Raw genomic sequence first — 19,978 nt, 5'->3', positions numbered from 1 at the left:
GCTGGCGCAGTTCCGCCAGCCCGACGATCTTACCATTTATATCGCAGCATGCCCTTTCCGGCATAATTGCTGCTCGCTTCCGAAAATTCCGAGTCAAAAGCCGCACCCAGCGACAAGCCGTTGTCCCACAGCATTTCGGCTGAAATGCTTGCAAGGCCCGTATCGCGCGAGACTGAAGCGCCGTTCACGACAAAGCTGGCCCCTGGCAGTTCGACGAAGGAAGCCGAGGTGATGCGGTCATTGTTGAAGTTCCTCACCCACGCAACCCTGCCGCGCAGGGTGAAAACTCCGTCGCCGAGCGCAAAGGATCTGTCTGCTCTCAAGCCCAGTTCGCTACGCCCGACCGTTTCCTGCCGGGATGCATAGTCGAGTGCATAGGTATCCTCACCACTGCCGACCTTTTCTCCATAGGACGGCAGGTCGAGGCTGACGAACTGCCCGGCGGCATAGGGTGTAATCCCCATCCATGGCGTGTCGAAACGATAACCGGCTTCCAGACGACCTGACCATGCGTTGGCGTCATAACCGGCCTGTAACGTATCGAAACCATTCAACGTGACAGCGCGTTCTGTCTCGATATCCTGCCAGCCATAAGCCAGGACCGCACTGAAATAAGCATCTCCGACCGTCTGGCGACCATAAAGGCCCAGTTGGAACAGGTCGGAATTGCCGCTGCCGAGACCATCGGAGACGCTGAAACTGCTATGTCCGCCACCCACGGCAAAGCCGAGCAAGGTATCGGGCGACAGCCGGTAGTCGGCGCCGACGGCCATACCGTTGATCCTGCTGCGCAAATCATGCGATCCGATGTTGCTGTCGCCCTCGACCGAGCGCGATGAGCCAAAGCCTGCACCCCATACATTCCAGCGGGTCTTGAAAGGATCGTGTTCAACGGAGGCTGCTGTTTTCGTTCCTCCCGCGACCAACGGATCGGCCAGCGTCGCCATGAACTGGCTCATCGCATCGACGGTCGTCTGTTGAACGGCCGTCGCCAGTTCGCCCGATGCTACGGTCAGAACTTGCGCATCCAACCCGCCATAGGCCAGCGGGATCTGTCCTTCACGATTGAAATAATCGACCAGCGTCGCCGAGACATTGCGCTGGTTCATGTTGAGACCGATGATGTTCAGTGTCAGGTCGAGATAGACATTGCCGGCATCGTAGCTGAGGTTTGAGCTGAAGCTCTGCGGCAGATCGGTCGCCAGTTCCGCACTGAACCGAGTATCGCCAATTCCGCCGCCCGCATTGAGGATCGTATAGCGGCGCATGACATATTTATCGGGTGCGAACGTCGCTGCCACCGTCGCGCCACCCAAATCCGCCCGACCAGTAACATTGACCCGATCGGCGTCAGATGCCGAAACCTCCACGGCATAGGTCGATGTGCCGGTGAAGCTCAAATCGCCGCTCACCGTCAGCGTTCCGATGGAATTGCCGGGCGCAAGCGTGCCCCCGTCGATATGCGTGGTGGAAACGTTGCCATTCCCCCCAAGTTCGCCGCCTCCATAGACGGTGACCAGCGATGAGGTCGCGATCGAGCCGTTGATCGCCAGCCGGCCATCATAAACGCCGGTCGCGCCCGAATAGCTGCTGTTGCCGCTGAGAACGGTTGTACCCTCGCCGATCTGCCAGACTGCGCCTGTCCCGGAAATGGCGCCCGAAAAGCTGTACTTGTCCGCGCGATTGAAGGCGAGCGAAGCATTATTGACGATATTGCCCGCAATCCCTCCGCTATCACCAAGCCCGACCACCAGCGTTCCGGATTGCAACGTGGTGCCACCACCGTAGCTGTTATTGCCTGCGAGCACCGTCACGCCGCTGCCGATTTGCTCGAGCGAACCGGAACCGGAAATATCGCCTTTCAGCACGACCGTTCCAGAACGATTGATGATGAACTGCCCATTGTTCTCGACATTGGCGGTAAGCGTGCCATTTTCGCTGCCATCCCCCAGTTGCAGTGTGCCGGAGGATATAGTGAGGCCACCGCCATACTGATTTCTGCCGGTAAGAACGAGTGTACCGGCGCCCGCCTGCTCCAGCTTTCCCTCGCCCCACACCATGCCGTCGAAGGTCACCGTATCGGAACGATTGAAGGCCAGCGTGCCGTCATTGAGCACGTGACCGGTGATGGAACCGGACGTACCGCCATTGCCGATTTGCAGGCGCCCGGCTGCAATCGTCGTCGCGCCGGTATAGTTGTTGCTGCCGGTCAGGATGGTTGTGCCTCGTCCAATCTGTTGCACCCCACCCGAACCGCTGATCGTGCCTGCATAAGTCATCGTGTCGGCGCGGTTGAAGGCAAGGATGCCGTCATTCTCGACATTGCCCTTGATTGAGCCGGTCATCCCGCCATTGCCGATGACCAGCGCGCCGGATTGAATAATCGTACCACCGGTATAACTGTTCTCGCCTGCAAGAACCGTCGTTCCAGCGCCGATCTGGTTAACGTTGCCGCTGCCGCTGATAGCACCGGAGAAAAGCACTGCATTCGAACGATTGAAGGCGAGCGTGCCATTATTCACGACATCGCCTTCGATCCAGCCTGAATTACCGCCGTTCCCAAGTTGCAGCGTGCCATGGGCGATGGTCGTCCCGCCATAATAGGCGTTGTCGGCGGTGAGAATGGTCATACCGGGGCCCGCCTGCACGAATGAACCGGTGCCGACGATCAGCCCTTCGAAATTGTAGTTGTTCGACCGGTTTACGGCCAGAATCCCTTCATTCAGAACACCACCGATGATAGAGCCTGTGGTTTCGCCATCGCCGATCTGCAACGTTCCACCAGCGATAAACGTGTTGCCGGTATAGCTGTTTTCACCAGTGAGGACAGTGGTGCCCGCCCCTGCCTGGATCAACGCGCCCGCCCCCAAAACCATGCCGGAATAGGTGTAGCTGTTCAGGCGGTCGAAGACGAGACCGCCATTATTGACGATATTGCCCGCAATCGAACCCGTGGTGCCGCCATTGCCGATTTGCAGGAAACCGTTGGCAATCGTGGTACCGCCGCTATGGCTGGCATCGCCGCTGATGATAAGCGAGCCCGCCCCTTCCTTATATAGCGAGCCGCTGCCCGACACATCGGCGGTCAGATCGAGCGCCGTGCCAAGCAGCGTGTCGACTGTCGCCGTACCGGAAAGTTCAAAATCGCGGGCCAAGGTAATATCGCCAAGCGTCGTGAGCGTTGCATTGCTGATTGAAATGCCTGCCGCTCCGGTGCCGATATTCTCTGCCTCGTATATTGCGAGCATACCGCCCAGAATATTGGTCCGCCCCTGAAAACTGTTGTTGCCGGTCAGGACCAGAATGCCGTCGCCGTCCTTGGTCAGGCTGCTATTGGCGCTTGCGCCCGTTATGTCGCCCGCAAAAACCGTGTCCTCATCCTGATTGACGGTAAGACTCGCATTATCGATAGCGATGATACCGTCGCTGCCCCACAAGGAACGCATGGTCAGGGCATTGCCATTGAGATCCAGCGTACCGCCGGTCATCACATAGTCGGTCATATCGGGCAACGCACCGGCGCTACCTGCCGCCATGCGCAATGTTCCCGCTTCTATCAGCGTGCCACCGGACCATCCGTTGGCCGTATTTCCGGCAAGCAGCGTGCCATCGCCCTGCTTGGTCAACGAACCGGAACCGGAAATAATCCCGGTCAGTTGCAGTTCCGTGCCCGATGCGACATCAAATGCCGCTTCACCACCGAGCGTTACAAGACTGCCAAGCGATATGGTGCCGATCGTCTGTAAGGTGCCGTTGTTGATCGTAAGATCGTTCCTGGCCTGCCCTAGATTATCCGCCGCCGAAATCTGTAGGGTGCCCGCACTGAGGATGGTGCCGCCGGAATAACTGTTGGAACCGGACAGAATGAGCAGCCCGTCACCGGTTTTCTCAAAACCCTTGCTTCCGGTAATCGTCGATTCGATTGTTGCGGTTTCACCGGCCAGTACCCGTAATTCCGGCACGGGGATGATAATACCATTTCCCGAGTAGCTGATGAGGTTCAGGGCGGTGCCCCCGGTGATAGTATAATCGCCCCTCACGAATTGTAGGCCAACAGCTGTTTGCGTTCCATCCAGCGTGACCGTACCGCCAATGCCGCGGAACACCCCATAGGCGCTTCCCCATCCCGAACCCAGTGCGCTGCTGCCGCCCAGCGGATCGAGCCAGTTCTGATCCGATGCCGACCAGGTTCCATCGCCGCCGTCAAGAGCCGATGCACTGCCGCCCCATACCTGGAGAAGGTCCAGACCGTTCGGCAGCGCTATGAGATCCACGACATTCGGCGCGTAATCGATGGCATATGAATAACCGATGGGATCGGTAATCGGCGTTTCGCCTACCACCAAACCGGCATTGGCAGTCGTCAGCGCTCCGCCATAGGAAATCAGACGATGATAGCCGATCAATGCGCTATCGGAGGTGCCGGTGACATTCACTGTCGCACCGTTTAATGTCAAATCACCGTTGACCTGAATGGACGCAGCCTTATGGGCGTTGGACGTGCCTAGATCGTAGTTAAAGCTCGCCCCACTCTCCAGCGTGAGATCGCCGTTGACCTTCAGTTGCGACTGCGAACCGGCAATGATCGTACCGCCGCTCCTGACCATGGTACTGCCCAATGTGCCGGAACCACTCAGTGTGCCGCCAGTGTTGACGGCGACATTGCCACCGACCACAGCCGAACTCGCCAGGACCACACTGCTGTTGTCGATATTCGACTGACCGGAAAACTGGGCCAGTCCCTGCCCGGAGACTGTCGTCGTTCCGCCAAGGAAATTGACCGTGCCGGTGCCTTCCACCGTCGTATCGAAGCGGTAGCCGGTCGTATTATGATTGAGGTTGAGCGTGCCCTGATTGCCCAGCGCCACAGTGCTGTGAATTGTTCCGGCTGCAGCCGCGGTATCGCCCGTAGCCGCGCCAACATTCACGATACCTTGCGCGCCGTTCTGTCCGACCTGCAAGACGCTGCCCGCCGCAGCCTGTCCAACGCTTGCGCCATTCGACACCGTCAGCGAACCGTTCCCGACCGAACCGACATCGATTTTAGCAACATTCAGGAGCGAACCGGCACCATCAACCGTGATCTGCGCCGCATTGCTGCCCGGATCACCCGCACCAACGTGTAACTGCCTGCCGTGAACCGCGCCGCCGTCCGTCACAGAAAGGAGAGCGCCAATATCGGCGGTGCCACCGAAATGAAGCGTGGAACCCTTCCCGCTGACCGTCAACCCATTTTGCAAACCCGCAATCGCCGATGCAGTGTCGCCGACGGAAAGATCGCCGCCGACATTAACCCGCCCACCATTTTCAACATTCAGCGAGTCATCGCCGTAACCTCCAACATTCAACGCGCCGCTTATGTTGAGGCTGGTGCCGCTGCCCGTCACCTCCAGCAAGGCGCTTTCACCCTGCACCGAACCGATAAGAACGTCTGTGGTGTTGAGCTGAGCACCGGAGGCCAGAACCAGTGTTCCGCCATGAACACCGAGATCGCCGCTGAACGTTTCAGCCGAGCCGGTCAAAGTCCATGTGCTGCTGTCACGCTTCTCCAGCGCGTCGAACCCCTGAAATCTCCTTTCAAAACCAGTCAGTTCGAACTGAGCCGTACCGCTTCCGCCGAAGACCAGCGTGTTCTGGGCGCTCGAACCCGCAACCACCTTGCCGTTGAAGGTGTAACCCGCTCCGAGGACCAGCGTATTGTTGCTGCCGGAAAACGTAACTGCATTGGCGTAGGAACCGTCCTGATTGACACCGCCGGAAATCGTACCGGCGTTGAACAACGTCGCGTCGCCGGACGAGAAATAGACCCCGACCCCCGCGGTTCCGTTCTGCCCATCCGCGCCCTTGTACCACCAGGATGGCGGATTGAAGGGAGCTGATGGCGCTTTACCACCAGCACCGGCGTTGCCGCCCGAGATACTGGCCCCGTTTACATTGGCCAGCGTTCCGCCGGCCCTCATGGACATACCGATGCCGCCGTCGCCACCTTTGCCGCCATTACCGCCGGTATCCGCACCACCACCGCCGCGTCCACCGTTGCCTCCATTACCACCGCTTATGGCACCAGCATTAGTGATGGTTGCAGCCTCGCCCGTCGACGTGATCCCGTCGCCACCACGACCTCCGTGTCCACCATCGGACGCCGTATTGCCGCCGGGCAGACTTGCACCGCCCCGCCCGCCATCGCCACCACGCACCGTGACACCTGTTTCAATCGCGATTACGGATTGACCCGAACTGCTGATAGCGTCTCCACCGCCACCGCCGTCGCCACTGCGTCCGCCGCCGGTTGTAAGCGTGTCATAAGATGCGGACGGGATCGAAATCGGGCTGGAACATTCAATCTCGCCCTCATCGTCCTCGCAGACCATGATGCTGCCGCTGTTGTTTTCGTCCGCATGCATGCCCGAGATGCCGCCAGCCCCGCCAGCACCGCCCATGCCCCCTAAAATCGTGCCACCGCTGCGGACAGTAAGGTTGAAAGCCGTTGATATGCCGGTGCCACCGCCGCCACCGCCACCGCCACCCCCGCCGCTGCCACCCTCGCCCGGAGAAACAGTGAAGACGTTCCATACGGTAACGCCGTCGCCACCTTTTCCGCCAGCACCACCAGCACCACCATCCCCACCAATGACCGTCTGCTGGTGCAATGTCATCACATCGCCGGTGAAAATCGCGCCCGTTCCGCCCCCACCGCCTCCGCCCCCGCCACCGCCGGAAGCGCCATTGCCGGTTGCAAATGCACTTTGCCCCTTTTTCCCGACATCGCCTGGCTTGCCGCTATCGCCAGCCAAACCGCGCAGGAGCAGAACACCGGGGACCGAACTCCCTAGATATCCAATGACACCGTTGGTGCCCGCTTCACCGCCATGCGCGCTTCTTGCACCTTCGCCACCAGCGCCGCCCCTTCCGGCGGAAGCGTTATTGCCAACGTGATTCCCACCCGCGGCACCGCCTGCTCCACCTCCGCCGCCGCCACCGCCGGACATGGCGGAAGCACCGGAGCCCTGTCCGCCCGGATTTCCCTTGGCGTCGAAATGCGATGGGGGCGTGCCTTCCGCACCGCCCGCACCACCCGAGCCAGATTGCTGCTGGGCACGGACGGGCCCTACAAATGAGGAATTGCTGATGACTGCTGCGGGAACCATGAGCGCGCACAGAACGCGACCCAGCGCAGTCGAATTCGCGAAGCGACGTTTCCCCCGTTTCCATTGCCTGCAGGTCGCCGATGTCCCACCCGGGCCGTTGACAGCCTGGTTGCGGAGGGGCAATTCCCGCCAGCCCAAATTGCTCATTCGCAACCGCCCGCCAAATGTTATTCGTCATCAAAGGATTTGCTAAACTATTGAATTCGGCAAGAGTTTTGGGACCAACCAACATTCCGGTTTGTTGAATTAACACAGACGCATTAAACTCAGCTGCAGACGAAAAGGATTAGAATGAAACACGGAACCCGAGCGTTCCGTTATACGCATAGCGGTCACCCAGCTTGACAGGCTCGTATCTCCGGACCGTTCATCATAGACTGGGTACTTGTCATTGTTCTTGTTGTAGCAACCGCCCCACCGACGCCGCCTCACACGCGTTCGGTACGGCTGGTGAAGTAGTGGTCCAGGAAACGTTGACCTCGTCCCGTCGAAGAAACTTGCTGTAAGATTGGCGATACCGTGGATGTGGTAGGCCTAATTAATCATGCGACAACTGTTGTACCATGAGTTTTCATTGTCCGCGCCACGCCAAGTCTTTTCCTCACCTCCAGATTCTTGTGCGAGGGTGAAGTGTCAGCGTGGAGCGTGCTGGGAGCGGCTTTCGTATGTTGTGGAGAGTGAGCTATTTTTGAACGCCAAACCGTCATTTGGCGGGTTTTTGGTATTTTTGGTTGCGGGGCGCGCATTATCTTACCGCCGTCTCGTGCCTCCGAATATACTTGCGCCACCAACTATATCGAGCATCGCACCACCAAGACAAAACATCCTTGGACCAATGGCCAGATCGAGCGCATAAACCGAACCATCAAGGACACCACCGTCAAGCGCTTTATTATGAGAGCCGCGACCGACTCCGCCAGCATCTCGACAATTTCGTATCGACCTACAATTTTTACCCGACGATTAAAGACCCTCAAGGGCCTCGCTCCATATGAATTCATCTGCAAATACTGGACAAAAGAGCCAGAACGATGCAGGTTCATCCCGATCCATCCATGCCTGTGATCAAACGTCTAAGGGGCAACTCCAACCTTGAAAAGCCAAAAACTCTACGACAGAATCCAGGGCGATATTACTCCTTTCTTTGTTTCAAAACGTTGCTGTTACAATAACGGTATCAATATAGATACCCGGTGCCGGTGCTATTGCGAGTGGCGTTAAAATTTCCGCGCAGACCTGATGATTATCGACAATGTTGACGGTATTGCCGTTACCGGAAAGAACATTCTTGTCGTCCCATGCCGCTTTACATCCTGCTTGGAGCAGTTTGTAGGGTAAAAAATTATTGTCACTCTTTAATCGTGCGACACCATTTTCAGGATTATCGCCGCTATTTATACTGATTTTGTAGGGCGTCTGATATGTGCAACGAATACCGACATTGCCATAAGCACGGAACTGGCCTGCACCCCTGGACGTAAACTCAAGTCCATTTTGATTTCCGAAATCAATGTCCTGAAAATTCTCCAACTGGCAGTTCTTGGTAACATTCGCAGTTGTCATAAAATTACTGAAGATCGTTCCGTCGGGATCGGCAATACCTGAACTGCACGATGACGCAGGGGTGCCGGTATTGAACTTGTATTGTGTGACCAGTTGATAAGCGTTGCTGTAAACGCCCGCCTTCACACGATCCTGCTGTTGGCGGTCGAGATAAGTTAATGTGAGTTGCTGTGAGGCAATGGTGCTCTGATTTGATGGCGACCAATTGGTATAATGTGTCCAGCCAACAGTTGATCTTGTGCTACCATACTTTCCAACCGGCATATCTCCACCATTTTGAAGCCTCATCTGCCAGGCAAGATGCGCATTGGCGTCCCGCGCCTGATAGAAAGTGCTGCCTGCTTGCGAGTTTGCCTGATTGCCATCTGCAGCCTGTATGTAGGTGCAAAATTGTATACTGTTGAATTTAATGGACGATCTGCAATTATACTCCACCTGACTTGTTGCCGATGCAGCCGCATTCCCCACAACATCGACCACTGTATTGCCGAATGTGCCAAGGCTCTTAAGGGTACAGACCCCACCGCCACCGGCCGCAGCCGGTGACAGTTCTAATGTGAGGATGGCAAATATGATCGGAGCCAGCAGGCAGAGGAAGATGTTCGACTGAGCCGTTTTGTGACTGCCCAGGCATCTGCTAGGGGGGAAAACACCCGACATATACATGAAAGCTCTCCGTTTCATTTACATATCACCCCGCCAATTTCAGGTATGGAGCCCGGAACCGGCTTGTAATCAAAGCTTGCATGGCATGTGCCAAGCCCTTCGGGCAACGTTACGGTCAGGTTGTTTTTCGGAGACAGGTCGGTAAGCCATACACGGCCGTCATACCCCATAACTGCGGGCTGTCCTGTTCCGTCCTGCAAGACTTCCGCTCCCATCGGCAAAGGTTTGCCTTCTGCATTTGTCAGTATGACCGTCGCAGCGCTCATTCGTTTTGTTCCAAAATCAATGACAACACCGGATCGATCTGCGGGCACAACAATGGCCTGCGTGCTCTCGGGCTGGAGATCGACAGCCAGGTTCGTGGGGTCGATGGTGACCGTATTGTTTTGATAGGATTGCAGGTCCGATACAACAGCATGTCCAGAGGAATTGGTATTCGTGACATGCCGACCATTGAGTGAAACTGGCGCATTGGGCCCGCCGCCCTTGACGACAGCAAAGGAGTCGCTGACCTGATTGACAAAGAATATACCGCCACCGGCAATGATAAGCGCACCATCTGCCGTGGCCGTTATGCGGCCCATGTCACCAGCCTGATCGACGGAACCGGAGAACTCGCCAAAGGAGGAACGATAATCAACGGTAGCTGAGCGGTTACCTCCGCCTCTTAGATTTTCGCGATCGCGCAATGACCAGGCAATCGGGTCTTCGCCAAGGCGCGCAGATTTTGTCAAAGTGGTATCAACACCATCACTATCGGCACTGACCGAGGCCGTCATGTTATCGCCAATCGGAATGCTGAACCCCACAAAAAACCCATAGTTCTTGCGTTTTTCGAAATCCGTATAGGCGGTCGCATAGAGAGAGGCCTTTTCGAACACGGTTCGTGACCACGAAACACTCAAAAGACTGGCATCGTCACCTTTGCCTGCACCGCGCACGCGGGAGAAATTAATTCCAAGCGAAGAGGGGTCAAAAAAGAGCGGGAAAGAAATGCCCACATTGTCGATGCTGCGCGCGCGAACGGAGACCGGTGTTTTTGCTCCATGCAGCCGGTCAACGACCAAGCCGATATCATTGTAATCACCAAAACTACGACTGGTATCGGCATAGAACGAATAGCCATTATATCCGGTCTGAAACGTGGCTGTCGCCTTGCCACCGTTCTCAACGCCGCCTGCGCCACTGTAACGGCTGACAGCCAATGAGGCACTAAACGATCCGAAAGACCCCAGACTGGTGATGAAACCAGCGCCACCGTTGACCAGACCTCTGGTGGCTTCAAAATGGCCTTCTATGGTTAGCCAGTCAGTCAGACCGTATCGCACGCTGGCGGAACCTGCTAGATTTTGATCATATTCAAAAGAGTTCTCACCATAGCCAAGACGGGGAAAGCCGAGTTCGGTCGAGAAGTCAAAAATTCCCTTACCCACCATGTTGGGTCCGTAATAGTAAGCGTAACGTGTACGGATTTCACGACCAAGTGCATCGCGCATGACAATGCTTGCGTCACCATTGCCATTGATAAAGGGAAGTCCGCGGAAATCGAATGGGCCGGCCGGCACATTGCCTGAGAAGACTTTGATATTATTAAGATAAAGGTCCAGCGATGAAGGCAGGGAGGCGCTGCCGGACAGATTGGGAACCGGGGAGGTGACGAGATCGGGGCGAATGGCGAAATTGCGCTTTAACTGAATGCCGCCAAATCGCCAGGAGGAACTCCAGGGAAGGCTGCCAGAAATACTGTCACCAGCCTGATACACCAATGCTCTTTTGGGATCGGTATAGCGCCAGCTACTATCGAGACGGGTTAGTCCGTTGCTGAATTCACTCGTCTTGTCCACGAAGGCATCAAACTTGCCAAGCGCCGAGGTCGAAGTGACACCGTATGGTGTCAAAAGCCGCGCATCAAAACTGCCGCTAAAGGCTTTGTGCGAACCACCGCCCCAACCCGTGGCGCCATACAGCGTGTAATTAAGGACAAAGCCCAGATTGGAGCGCACGCGGGAAAAGTCGATGGGTTTGGCTGTGGAACCGATATCGATGCGTTTAGGGACACGAGCGGCATCCGGTGCAGTAAAGAGTATGAGCTGGCGCGGTTCATCATAGCGCCATGTAACGCCGACCAGCGTATCGAGATCAATCAAGCCATCCGGACCTAACTTGCCAATCTTTGACTTGATGCCTGCAGTCTCCAAGTCACCCGGTGTGACAACAAATCTGCCATTGGGCAGACGCTTGAAAGCGGCGATCGCATCGGTTGGCTGATCATTAATAACAACACCGAGCATAAATGTTTGTGTTGAAGGGTTGGCGGGCGCGGCTTCTTCAGCCTGTGCCACTCTGGTGCTTGCGGATAACAAGCACCAGAGCGTCATTACTAATCTAGTGGCCCGAGACAACGACTGACTGGTTAACGGCATAGTCGTCCCCTTCGGCCTTGATGGTGACTTTGTCCCCGGTCCGAATGGAGCCGACTGCAACGGCCCAGCGCATGGTGCTGCCGGGCAGCACATAGCCATTGAGACCACTGCCAAAACTGACGCGTGCGCCAGGCGTTGAAGCACTTAAATTAGCAACCTTGGCATGACGTGTGCCCGAGTTGGTCGCTTCGATCACCAGCTCCTTGCCTTTGCGCTGCATTTTCCAACGCAAATCTGCACTCGCGGATTGATCGGAAAAAAACACCGGAATGGAATATTGTGTGGCAAAATTGATGACGGTGTTGCGGCGACGAACATTGATGTCAGGCAGTTCATCAATGAGGAGACGATAGCTTTGCTCAATCTTTTGGGAAGGCGCTCCAAGATGAGCGACACGGATCGTATAGGTTGTGTCTGGCCGCAGCGCGGCAGCAGGCGGACTAACGATAACGTCATTGGCAGGCATCAATTGGTCTACACCCGCGACCTGAGTCCATTTGTAAGCACGAATCTGAACATTGGTTGTACCGTCGGTATTATTGCGAAGTGTGACGGAGGATGTACGGGCGGGTGCGGTGAGATCGAGGGAAATCGGCGACACCTGCAAAGATGCGGCCTGAACGCTACTCACGCAAACCAACCCGGAGACAACCGCCAGCAAGACTGAAATTCTGGACATGGAAATATCTCCGGGAGGGTTTTAGAAGCTAACCTCAATGGATACAGTGTCGGAATATGCGCCGGTCGCAGGTGTGGCCTGCTTGGGAATGCGTCCATAAACCGGGTACGATTGGATAACACCATTGCCTACGCCGCTAAGTATAGACGAAGTGTCTATAAGCCGTCCCCACCATAGAGTGCGAGCAGAATCTCGGTATAGATCATATGATACAAAAGAACCGCCATTGCTCATCTGGCGATGACTATTAGATGGATTGAGCCCGTAACCGAGACCTATTTTATAAGCTATGCCTTTGCTACATTGAATCTCAACACCAGTGCTGGCAGCAGTTTGCTCGTCATGATCCTTATCATTCAGGTTATTCAAGCTTCCGAAGTCGAGAACGGACTTATCTCCACTTTTCAACTCACAAGCCGCTCCAATATTGACTTTGACCTGCAATTTACCATTGACTTGTGCAGCATTAGCAGCCGGCACCAACCCTGCCAAGATCATCAAACAGGATATGTTGGTCATTAGTTTTAAAGTATACATAATATTCTCCTTTAGTGTGCGTTCTGTTTGAATTAATGTTCTGCTTATAGTCATACTTACATCGCGAAATTAATATGTTGTTTTTCCATATCTAAAATAGAGAATTATTGTCGGCGTACTGTAAAAAATCATGCATCGTGAAAGCATGAGAATGTTTTACATGATTTTCATTTATACGGGATGAATTGCATTAATACCCGGATATTATCCACGTAATACTGGAAATAGTAAATTGTATCGCAAGGCATTTAATGCAGAATATACAAACAACTTACTATAGAATGATGTATAGCTTAAATTAACAATAATGTTAGCATTAATACTTTTATTAATCACGCAAATTCCAAGGATGGCTATTCAAAATAAACCGCAATTTCATGAGGAAAAATCTTGATTTCCAATTATTTAATTGGATAATCTGCTATAATACTAATTAATGCAATATTATAATTACTGAATTTATGTATATTTCTTGTGGGTTGCTATGTCTTGATCTGAGTCATTTCCCTCAAGGACATTTTGAACGTGCCAAAGTTTGTCGAGGAATCCTAACCGGGACAATGCCGGGGCTCACGCTCCTTCTCCACAATGAACACAGAAAACACGTTATCGGAATACTTATACAAATATTCAGAAGGTCGCGACAACAGTTACAGTATCATTATACGTTCCGGAGGATGGGGTTGCTTGCTTCAAAATTACGCCGTACACGATATGCTTCTGTATAGTTCCGTCACCTATACCAGACCATACAAATGTTCCACCCTTTTCTTCAAGTCCCCATCGTTGATAATTATTCGGCTGTAAATAAAGTTGATAGTCAATATATTCAGAGCCAGATTTCATTCTGCGTAAACAAACATTACCGGGAGATTTGGGGTTCTGTCCCGCATCTAATCCTACCTTGAATGCAATGCCTTTGCCGCATTGAAGTTCAATGCCAGAGCCGGTAGTCGTTTGTGCCTCATGATCCTTATCGTTCAGATTGGTTAAATTTCCAAAATCAAGAACTGACGTGTCTCCGCTTTTCAACTCACAGGCTGATCCAATATTAACCTTGACCTGCAATTTACCATCGACTTGCGCTGCATGAGCGGCGGATAGCAGTCCTGCCGAGATCATGAAACAGGATATACTGAGCATAGTCTTTCTTGTATGCATAATACTCTCCTTTAGTGTGTTTCTGTGTTAGTCTTGGCTTCTTCCCTGTCAGAATTGCGAGGCGATTACGCATGTTGTCTCGCCTTTTAAATGTATAGGAGGCTGTAGCCGTCGTTTCCCAAACCGTGCCGCAACGACCACCAACTTGGGAGGGCGAACCAGCTGCAGCGGCAGTTGTCGGGACACAGAAAACTCAGCTACAGACAGCGAAAAACACTCAGTGATGTAAGGGTACACACCAGTTTTGAACTGGTCTCACTGCTTTAACGACATGGGGGACAAATACTGAGGCCACTGGTCATGCATACTCAAGATCTTAAACCTGAACGGACAAGCTTATATGGACGCAAAGAGATTTATACGGAAATCAGATAGGTGGTTATGCTTTATTAAATGCAATAAAGAATATCGCCTTATTATCTTTTGCGCGGATTGTGCTGGAGTTTTATTAAATTCACAGTGATGAAATTATATTAAATTATTATTGCGTCAATCGTAATAAATAACTCCATATTTATTATGTTTTGATGAATAAAATTTATAACTCTTATTCAAGATGTTGGTAGCTTATTTTTATTCATAAGACAGGTTGATGTCTGCTTGAGTTCCATTATTTTTAATTGAGCATTCATTGGGTCAGGAGGGCTGGCCGTGTTCCAGATTCTATCGCAAAGTTCTGGCTGGATGTATGTGGTCTTATTTCCGGGCACAATTAGTCCCAGAGCGTTTCCGTGTTTTTCTGAGCGACAGCGGTTCCCAAATCAGTTTTGTTCTGCTTCATTGATGAGACCTGGATCAAGGCCAACATATCGCTGATCAGGGGCTGGCGTCCAAGAGGCAAGCGACCTGCGGACATTTGCACCGTATGGCCACTGGCGCACGCTGACATTCCTGAGTTACTTGAGAAACGATCGGCTTACAGCACCCTGTCTTCGACGGACCGACGAACGGCCAATCGGAGACGCCGCGCGCCTTATCAGATCCAACGAGGCCGATACCGCGATCTGCGTAGGGACGGAAGCCTGTGTGATTAAAGTCAGCCTTGCCGGCTTTGCTGCCGCAAGATCGCTCTCAACTGGCTTCAATGAAACTCCGGAAAAGGCCTCCCGTTCCTTTGACGCTGGGTTTGTTATGGGAGAAGGTGCGGGAATCCTCGTAATCGAAGCCTTCACCCAGGCACTGGCGCGCTCATCATATCACATCTGGTCCGGAAGACGGCAGCGGCACACGCCGGGCAATAGAGATTGCAATATCTCAGGCATCCGTTCTTCCTGAAGATATCGCTCACGTCAATGCACACGCAACCTCCACACAGATCGGAGATCCAGAGAAATAAGGGCTATAAGATCCGTATTTGGTGCCGGGGCCAACGTCGCTGTCAGTGCAACCAAATCAACGACCGGCCATCTTCTGGGGGCCGCGGGGGCTTGAAGCAATTTTTACGATCCTTGCTTTGCGCGACCAGATCGTACCACCTACTCTTAATTTAAATGACCCGGACAGTGTCGGTAAAGGTCTAGGTTTCATGGCGAAAGAACCCAGTCGAAAGTCATGGAATATGCGCGTTCCTATGGTTTCGGCTTCGGAGGCGTGAATGCCAGCGTACTTTTCCGCCGTTTGGAGCGGCGAAATTTGAGGCAGCCTCAAAAAACCGAACCGACAGCCTCGGCGCGCTGTAAATTTCCTAACTTAAGGACTATCCCATGAATCGCTCAAAACCTGATGTTGCTCTTGTTACCGGAGCCTCTTTCGGCATCGGCCTGGCAACGGCAAAAGCACTGCTTAACGCCGGATACCGCGTGTTCGGGACGAACAGGCGCGCAAATTTTCAAAACTTGGAAGGTATAACCATGCTACCTTGTGACGTTACAGATGAGGCATCCGTGACAAGGTTGGTCGAGACCGTCTTGACGGAAGCCGGCTCGATTGATCTGCTGGTGAATAATGCCGCCCGCAATTTCGCACCGCGCTCGCAAAGAAGCTGATTGGTTCTTGCTCTGTAGGCACTACAGTGCTGCCTCTTTTCTGAAGCCGAGCGAGCAAGCTTGCCTTGCCTCCTGCGGCACTCTCGAACTGTCACAAACCCAATCCAGTTTATTCTGTAAGCTTGCAGTGACGGGCCATCATTTCGGCGAGGTGTTCCCGCCCCTCTTCATGCAACTTTTTGATCGCAGCACTCATATCTGCTGCCCGCTCATCCTGTCCGAGCTTGAACTTGACTTCCATCTTCTCAATAGGCATTTCGTAGCCGACAATATTGCGCAGACGCCGCTCCAGACCACCGGGGCCGAGTTCCTTCATCTGCCAAGGCTTGTCACGACCCTTTTCCATATGTTTGACGAGTTCTTGGAGATGCTTTGCAGTCGCTGCTTCCGATAAGATTTTGGGCGTGCCATGGATATGAGCAACCATGAAGCTCCAGGTCGGCGCGCTGTCCCTTTCCGGACAACCCGGATACCAAGACGATGACACATAATGACCAGCATCCATCAGGATTGCAATTGATGGCAGGCCACGTTTCAGAAACTCAACATGATCGTTGGATGCAGCAACATGCGAGACCAGCGTGCCGTTTTCGCCGCGTGTCCGATCCATCACGAAGACCGGGTGCGATATCGCAACGCCATCCTCATGGCTGGTGATCAAAGTACCAAGCACCATTCTATCTACGAGATCGAAAACCTCGGTCATATCGGACGGCTGGAAATAGGGCTTTGTATAGAGCATCGCTTGTCTCTTGATTTCAGGCGTGAACGGCGGGTATTCGATCCGACCAGGGGCACATGGCCTCCAACTGACCTGCAAGTTCGAATAGAAGATTTTCAGCCCCATAAGGGGCAATGAACTGGCTGCCGATTGGCAGGCCATCAGACGTTTCGTGAAGTGGAACGCTCATCGCAGGCAAGCCGGCAGCGTTGACCGGATGAGTGAAGGTTGTCAGCTCCAGAAACTGCCGGGCAAAACCCTTCCAATCGGGTGAGCGCACATCGAGCATGCCAAGCGGAAATGATCCAACCGGCATCACCGGACTTAGCACCACATCGCATTCTTCAAACAGACGACCAAAGCTGCGCGCCGTACCGTTCGCGGTCAAACGCGCTTGAATAACCTCTGTCGCAGTCAAGCCATTGCCATAAGCGGCCAACCCCAGATTTGAAGGCTCAAAATAGAGGTCATTGGCAGGCTTTGCCATCGTCGTGGCAACATCCGTCACTTCAATTGCGGTGTAAACGGCGATCAGTTTTTGTACGGCATCTGCAAGCTGAACGCCGTCAAAATCAGGCTTCACCCGAACAATGCTATGTCCCAGCTGTTTGCACAGCGCGATCGTGGCCTCCAGTGCTGCGACCGTCTGCTCGTCCACATCACGACGAAGGTCGGACTTCTGCCAGACGCCAATACGAAGCTTCCGCGGCGCCATTTTGACACTGTTGACGAACAGGTCCGTTTTGGCTGGGGCTGCGTAAAGCGAACCTGGTTCAAGCGCATCTGTCAAATCAAGCATCATTGCGGAATCGCGAACCGAACGCGTCAGCACATGATGGCTGACCATTCCACCCCAGTTTTCTGTCGAGACCGGACCGCATGGGACACGCCCACGCGACGGACGCAACCCGAAAAGCCCCCCACAAAATGCGGGGATACGGATCGAGCCTGCTCCGTCATTGCCATAGGCTACAGGCACCATACGCGCGGCAACAGCCGCAGCAGCGCCGCCGGAAGAACCGCCAATGCTGCGTGTCACATTCCAGGGATTAAGTGCAGGACCATGCAGCGAGGATTCCGTTGCGATATTGCAGGAAAACTCGGGCAAATTGGTCTTGCCTACCACAACCAGACCAGCAGATTTGTACCGTTTGACGAGCTCGTGATCGCGCTGCGAGATATTTCCCTCGGCCGCACGACATCCAAAGGACATTGCTGCACCGGCATAGGAAGGGCAATCGTCCTTCAACAAAACCGGAACACCGCTGAGCGGACCCGCTGGCAGCGATTTAAGCTGTTCTTCCGCCTGATCGCGCATCTCATGGATCACAGCATTCAGCTTGGGATTGCACCGATCAATCGCTGCAAATGCCTCATGAACAGCCTCATGCGGAGACAGAATTTTTGCGCGAATGGCCTCTCCCAAACCGACAGCGTCGGTCCGGGTGTAGTCAAAGGATGTAGACGTCATGGGGTTATCCCAATGCTAAGCTCGCAAAGCGGAGCGTTTTACTGTGTCTTGCTGACTGTCCAGAAACGAAGCGTATCACCAGCCCAGCCCTTGAAATCGTTCACTTTTGGGCCAGCAGCTGTGATCGATGGCAAGTTTACCAGACCAAGGATCGGAACCTGCTCGCCCATCAGTGTGTTGAGTTCGTTGAAGAGCTTCTTGCGTTCTTCGACATCACTCTTCGCTGAAACCTGCTTGAGAAGGTCTTCCGCCCTGGCATCATCCCACTGGCGCGCGGCATCAGCCTTCTTGTCACCGATCATCGACTGGAAAGACAACAGCGGATCAAGGCGAGCCGAATAAGCGAAAACGGCAAGTTCGTATGCGCCCCGACGATACTGATCGAGCTGGGTCGCCCAGTCACGCACTTCGAGCTGCGCATTTATCCCGGAGGCTGCAAGGAATGCCTGAACGATCGTGGCAACCTGCACGCGGTTCTGGCGGTTGGCGACCAGAAGGCTGATCGGTTCGCCCTTATAGCCTGCCTTGGTCAGCAGATCCTGCGCTTTGGCTGGATCATATGCCGGCCAGGCAGACGCCTGATTATCCGAATAGATGGTGTTTGGTGCAATGACCGACGGGTTTGGCGCGTACATGCCCTCACCGATCGCCGCTGCCAGTTGGTTAAGATCGATGGCGTGAGCAATTGCCTGACGCATCTGTGGATCTTTCAGCTTATCGGAAGTGGACTGAAGTTGAAGCACCATCCATGCAGGCGTCTGCTGCACATTGATCTTCATACCCTTCGCTTCCAGATCCTTGACGCCAGTCGGCTCCACCTCATCGATGAAGTCGATCTCACCGGAAAGCAGACCATTCGTGCGCGTGCTGGAATCTGGAACAGTCATGAACTGAATGGTCTTTACATGACCTTTCTTGTTCCCTCCCAGACCGTCGAGATCGCCGGACAGAGCCGAATAATCATCGAAACGGGTCAGGTCCAGATAACGGCCACGCTCCCATTTGGAAAAAGCATAGGGACCTGTACCAATCGGCTTTACAAACTTGCCATCCGCATCAACGGATTCCGGGCTCAGTATCCAAGGGGTACACTGGATGGTAGCCATGGTGATGACAAAGTTTGGCGCAGGAGCTGCGAAGCTGAAGCGCACCGTGTTGTCATCAACAGCCTCGACCGTCTTCAACTCGGAATCGACCTTGCCACTATAGCGATTGACGCATTGAAACGCTGTATCCGGCTTGAGATAACGCTCGAAATTCCAGACGACATCCTTGGCAGTCAGGTCTTTGCCATTCTGGAACTTGACGCCTTTGCGCAATTTGAATTCATAGACCGTATGATCGGCATTCGAGGTCCAGCTCTCTGCCAGCATCGGCTTGATTGCGAGATCGTCGCCATAAGCGACCAGACCTTCGGCAATATGGGCAACAACCATATCGGCATTTGCATCGCGATTAACGCCCGGATTGATGCTCGCAACATCAGAGTGAATGGCGACACGCAAGGTTTCCTCGTCTGCAGCAAGTACCTGGTGGGATGTGATGCTGAGCCCAAATAGCGCAATGCTAAGTGCAGAGCCTAGTGAGATTGAATTGAACATTTTGTTTCCCCTTTTGTTTTTCA

General features: G+C 53.8%; 10 protein-coding genes and 3 pseudogenes. 4 read left to right on the top strand and 9 right to left on the bottom strand.

What is annotated here, in order from left to right:
• Nucleotides 1-29: 29 nt before the first annotated feature.
• Nucleotides 30-7,148, bottom strand: a complete 7,119-nt coding sequence (locus JNC63_RS16985) for an autotransporter-associated beta strand repeat-containing protein (protein WP_285669397.1) — start codon at nucleotides 7,146-7,148, stop codon at nucleotides 30-32.
• 771 nt (nucleotides 7,149-7,919) lie between these two features.
• Between JNC63_RS16985 and JNC63_RS16980 the strand changes: the two are divergent.
• Nucleotides 7,920-8,213 (top strand): annotated as a pseudogene (locus JNC63_RS16980) (integrase core domain-containing protein); the annotation flags it as partial.
• An 84-nt stretch (nucleotides 8,214-8,297) separates the two neighbouring features.
• On the opposite strand, the gene JNC63_RS16975 reads toward JNC63_RS16980, so the two are convergent.
• The 5 genes from JNC63_RS16975 to JNC63_RS16955 all read right to left on the bottom strand — a co-directional run bounded on the left by JNC63_RS16975 (nucleotide 8,298) and on the right by JNC63_RS16955 (nucleotide 14,177).
• Nucleotides 8,298-9,377, bottom strand: a complete 1,080-nt coding sequence (locus JNC63_RS16975; RefSeq protein WP_006470556.1) for a Csu type fimbrial protein — start codon at nucleotides 9,375-9,377, stop codon at nucleotides 8,298-8,300.
• A gap of 14 nt (nucleotides 9,378-9,391) precedes the next feature.
• A complete protein-coding gene (locus JNC63_RS16970) occupies nucleotides 9,392-11,719 on the bottom strand; it encodes a fimbria/pilus outer membrane usher protein (protein WP_006470555.1) in 2,328 nt (775 codons plus the stop codon).
• Nucleotides 11,720-11,762: 43 nt separating this feature from the next.
• Entirely contained in the window at nucleotides 11,763-12,479 is a 717-nt protein-coding gene (locus tag JNC63_RS16965) for a fimbrial biogenesis chaperone (protein WP_006469346.1), read from the bottom strand.
• Nucleotides 12,480-12,500: 21 nt separating this feature from the next.
• On the bottom strand, nucleotides 12,501-13,016 hold the full coding sequence (locus tag JNC63_RS16960) for a Csu type fimbrial protein (protein ID WP_006470554.1): 516 nt from the start codon (nucleotides 13,014-13,016) through the stop codon (nucleotides 12,501-12,503).
• Between the two features lie 630 nt (nucleotides 13,017-13,646).
• The gene (locus JNC63_RS16955; protein WP_050791028.1) at nucleotides 13,647-14,177 is read right to left on the bottom strand and encodes a Csu type fimbrial protein; all 531 of its coding nucleotides are present in this window, start codon (nucleotides 14,175-14,177) and stop codon (nucleotides 13,647-13,649) included.
• Between the two features lie 776 nt (nucleotides 14,178-14,953).
• On the opposite strand from JNC63_RS16955, the pseudogene JNC63_RS16950 reads away from it, so the two are divergent.
• From JNC63_RS16950 to JNC63_RS16940, 3 genes and pseudogenes are all read left to right on the top strand, one after another.
• Nucleotides 14,954-15,132 (top strand): annotated as a pseudogene (locus JNC63_RS16950) (IS630 family transposase); the annotation flags it as partial.
• Nucleotides 15,132-15,884 (top strand): annotated as a pseudogene (locus JNC63_RS16945) (beta-ketoacyl synthase N-terminal-like domain-containing protein); the annotation flags it as partial. The pseudogenes JNC63_RS16950 and JNC63_RS16945, both read left to right, overlap by 1 nt.
• Nucleotides 15,881-16,162, top strand: coding sequence for an SDR family NAD(P)-dependent oxidoreductase (locus JNC63_RS16940; RefSeq protein ID WP_006469351.1), 282 nt, complete (start codon nucleotides 15,881-15,883; stop codon nucleotides 16,160-16,162). The pseudogene JNC63_RS16945 and the gene JNC63_RS16940, both read left to right, overlap by 4 nt.
• A gap of 109 nt (nucleotides 16,163-16,271) precedes the next feature.
• On the opposite strand, the gene JNC63_RS16935 is transcribed toward JNC63_RS16940, so the two are convergent.
• From JNC63_RS16935 to JNC63_RS16925, 3 genes are read right to left on the bottom strand one after another with little or no spacing between them, the layout of a single operon-like run.
• Nucleotides 16,272-16,904 (bottom strand): FMN-binding negative transcriptional regulator, encoded by a 633-nt coding sequence (locus JNC63_RS16935; protein ID WP_063881727.1) that lies wholly within the window; start codon nucleotides 16,902-16,904, stop codon nucleotides 16,272-16,274.
• A gap of 16 nt (nucleotides 16,905-16,920) precedes the next feature.
• A complete protein-coding gene (locus JNC63_RS16930) occupies nucleotides 16,921-18,354 on the bottom strand; it encodes an amidase (RefSeq protein WP_006469354.1) in 1,434 nt (477 codons plus the stop codon).
• A 38-nt stretch (nucleotides 18,355-18,392) separates the two neighbouring features.
• A complete protein-coding gene (locus tag JNC63_RS16925; protein WP_006470552.1) occupies nucleotides 18,393-19,955 on the bottom strand; it encodes an ABC transporter substrate-binding protein in 1,563 nt (520 codons plus the stop codon).
• Between the last annotated feature and the right edge of the window lie 23 nt (nucleotides 19,956-19,978).

Origin of the sequence: Brucella ciceri (assembly GCF_041930145.1) — a bacterium.
In the GTDB taxonomy this organism is placed as follows: Bacteria; Pseudomonadota; Alphaproteobacteria; order Rhizobiales; family Rhizobiaceae; genus Brucella; species Brucella intermedia.
This window is presented reverse-complemented; position numbering and strand designations above follow the sequence as displayed.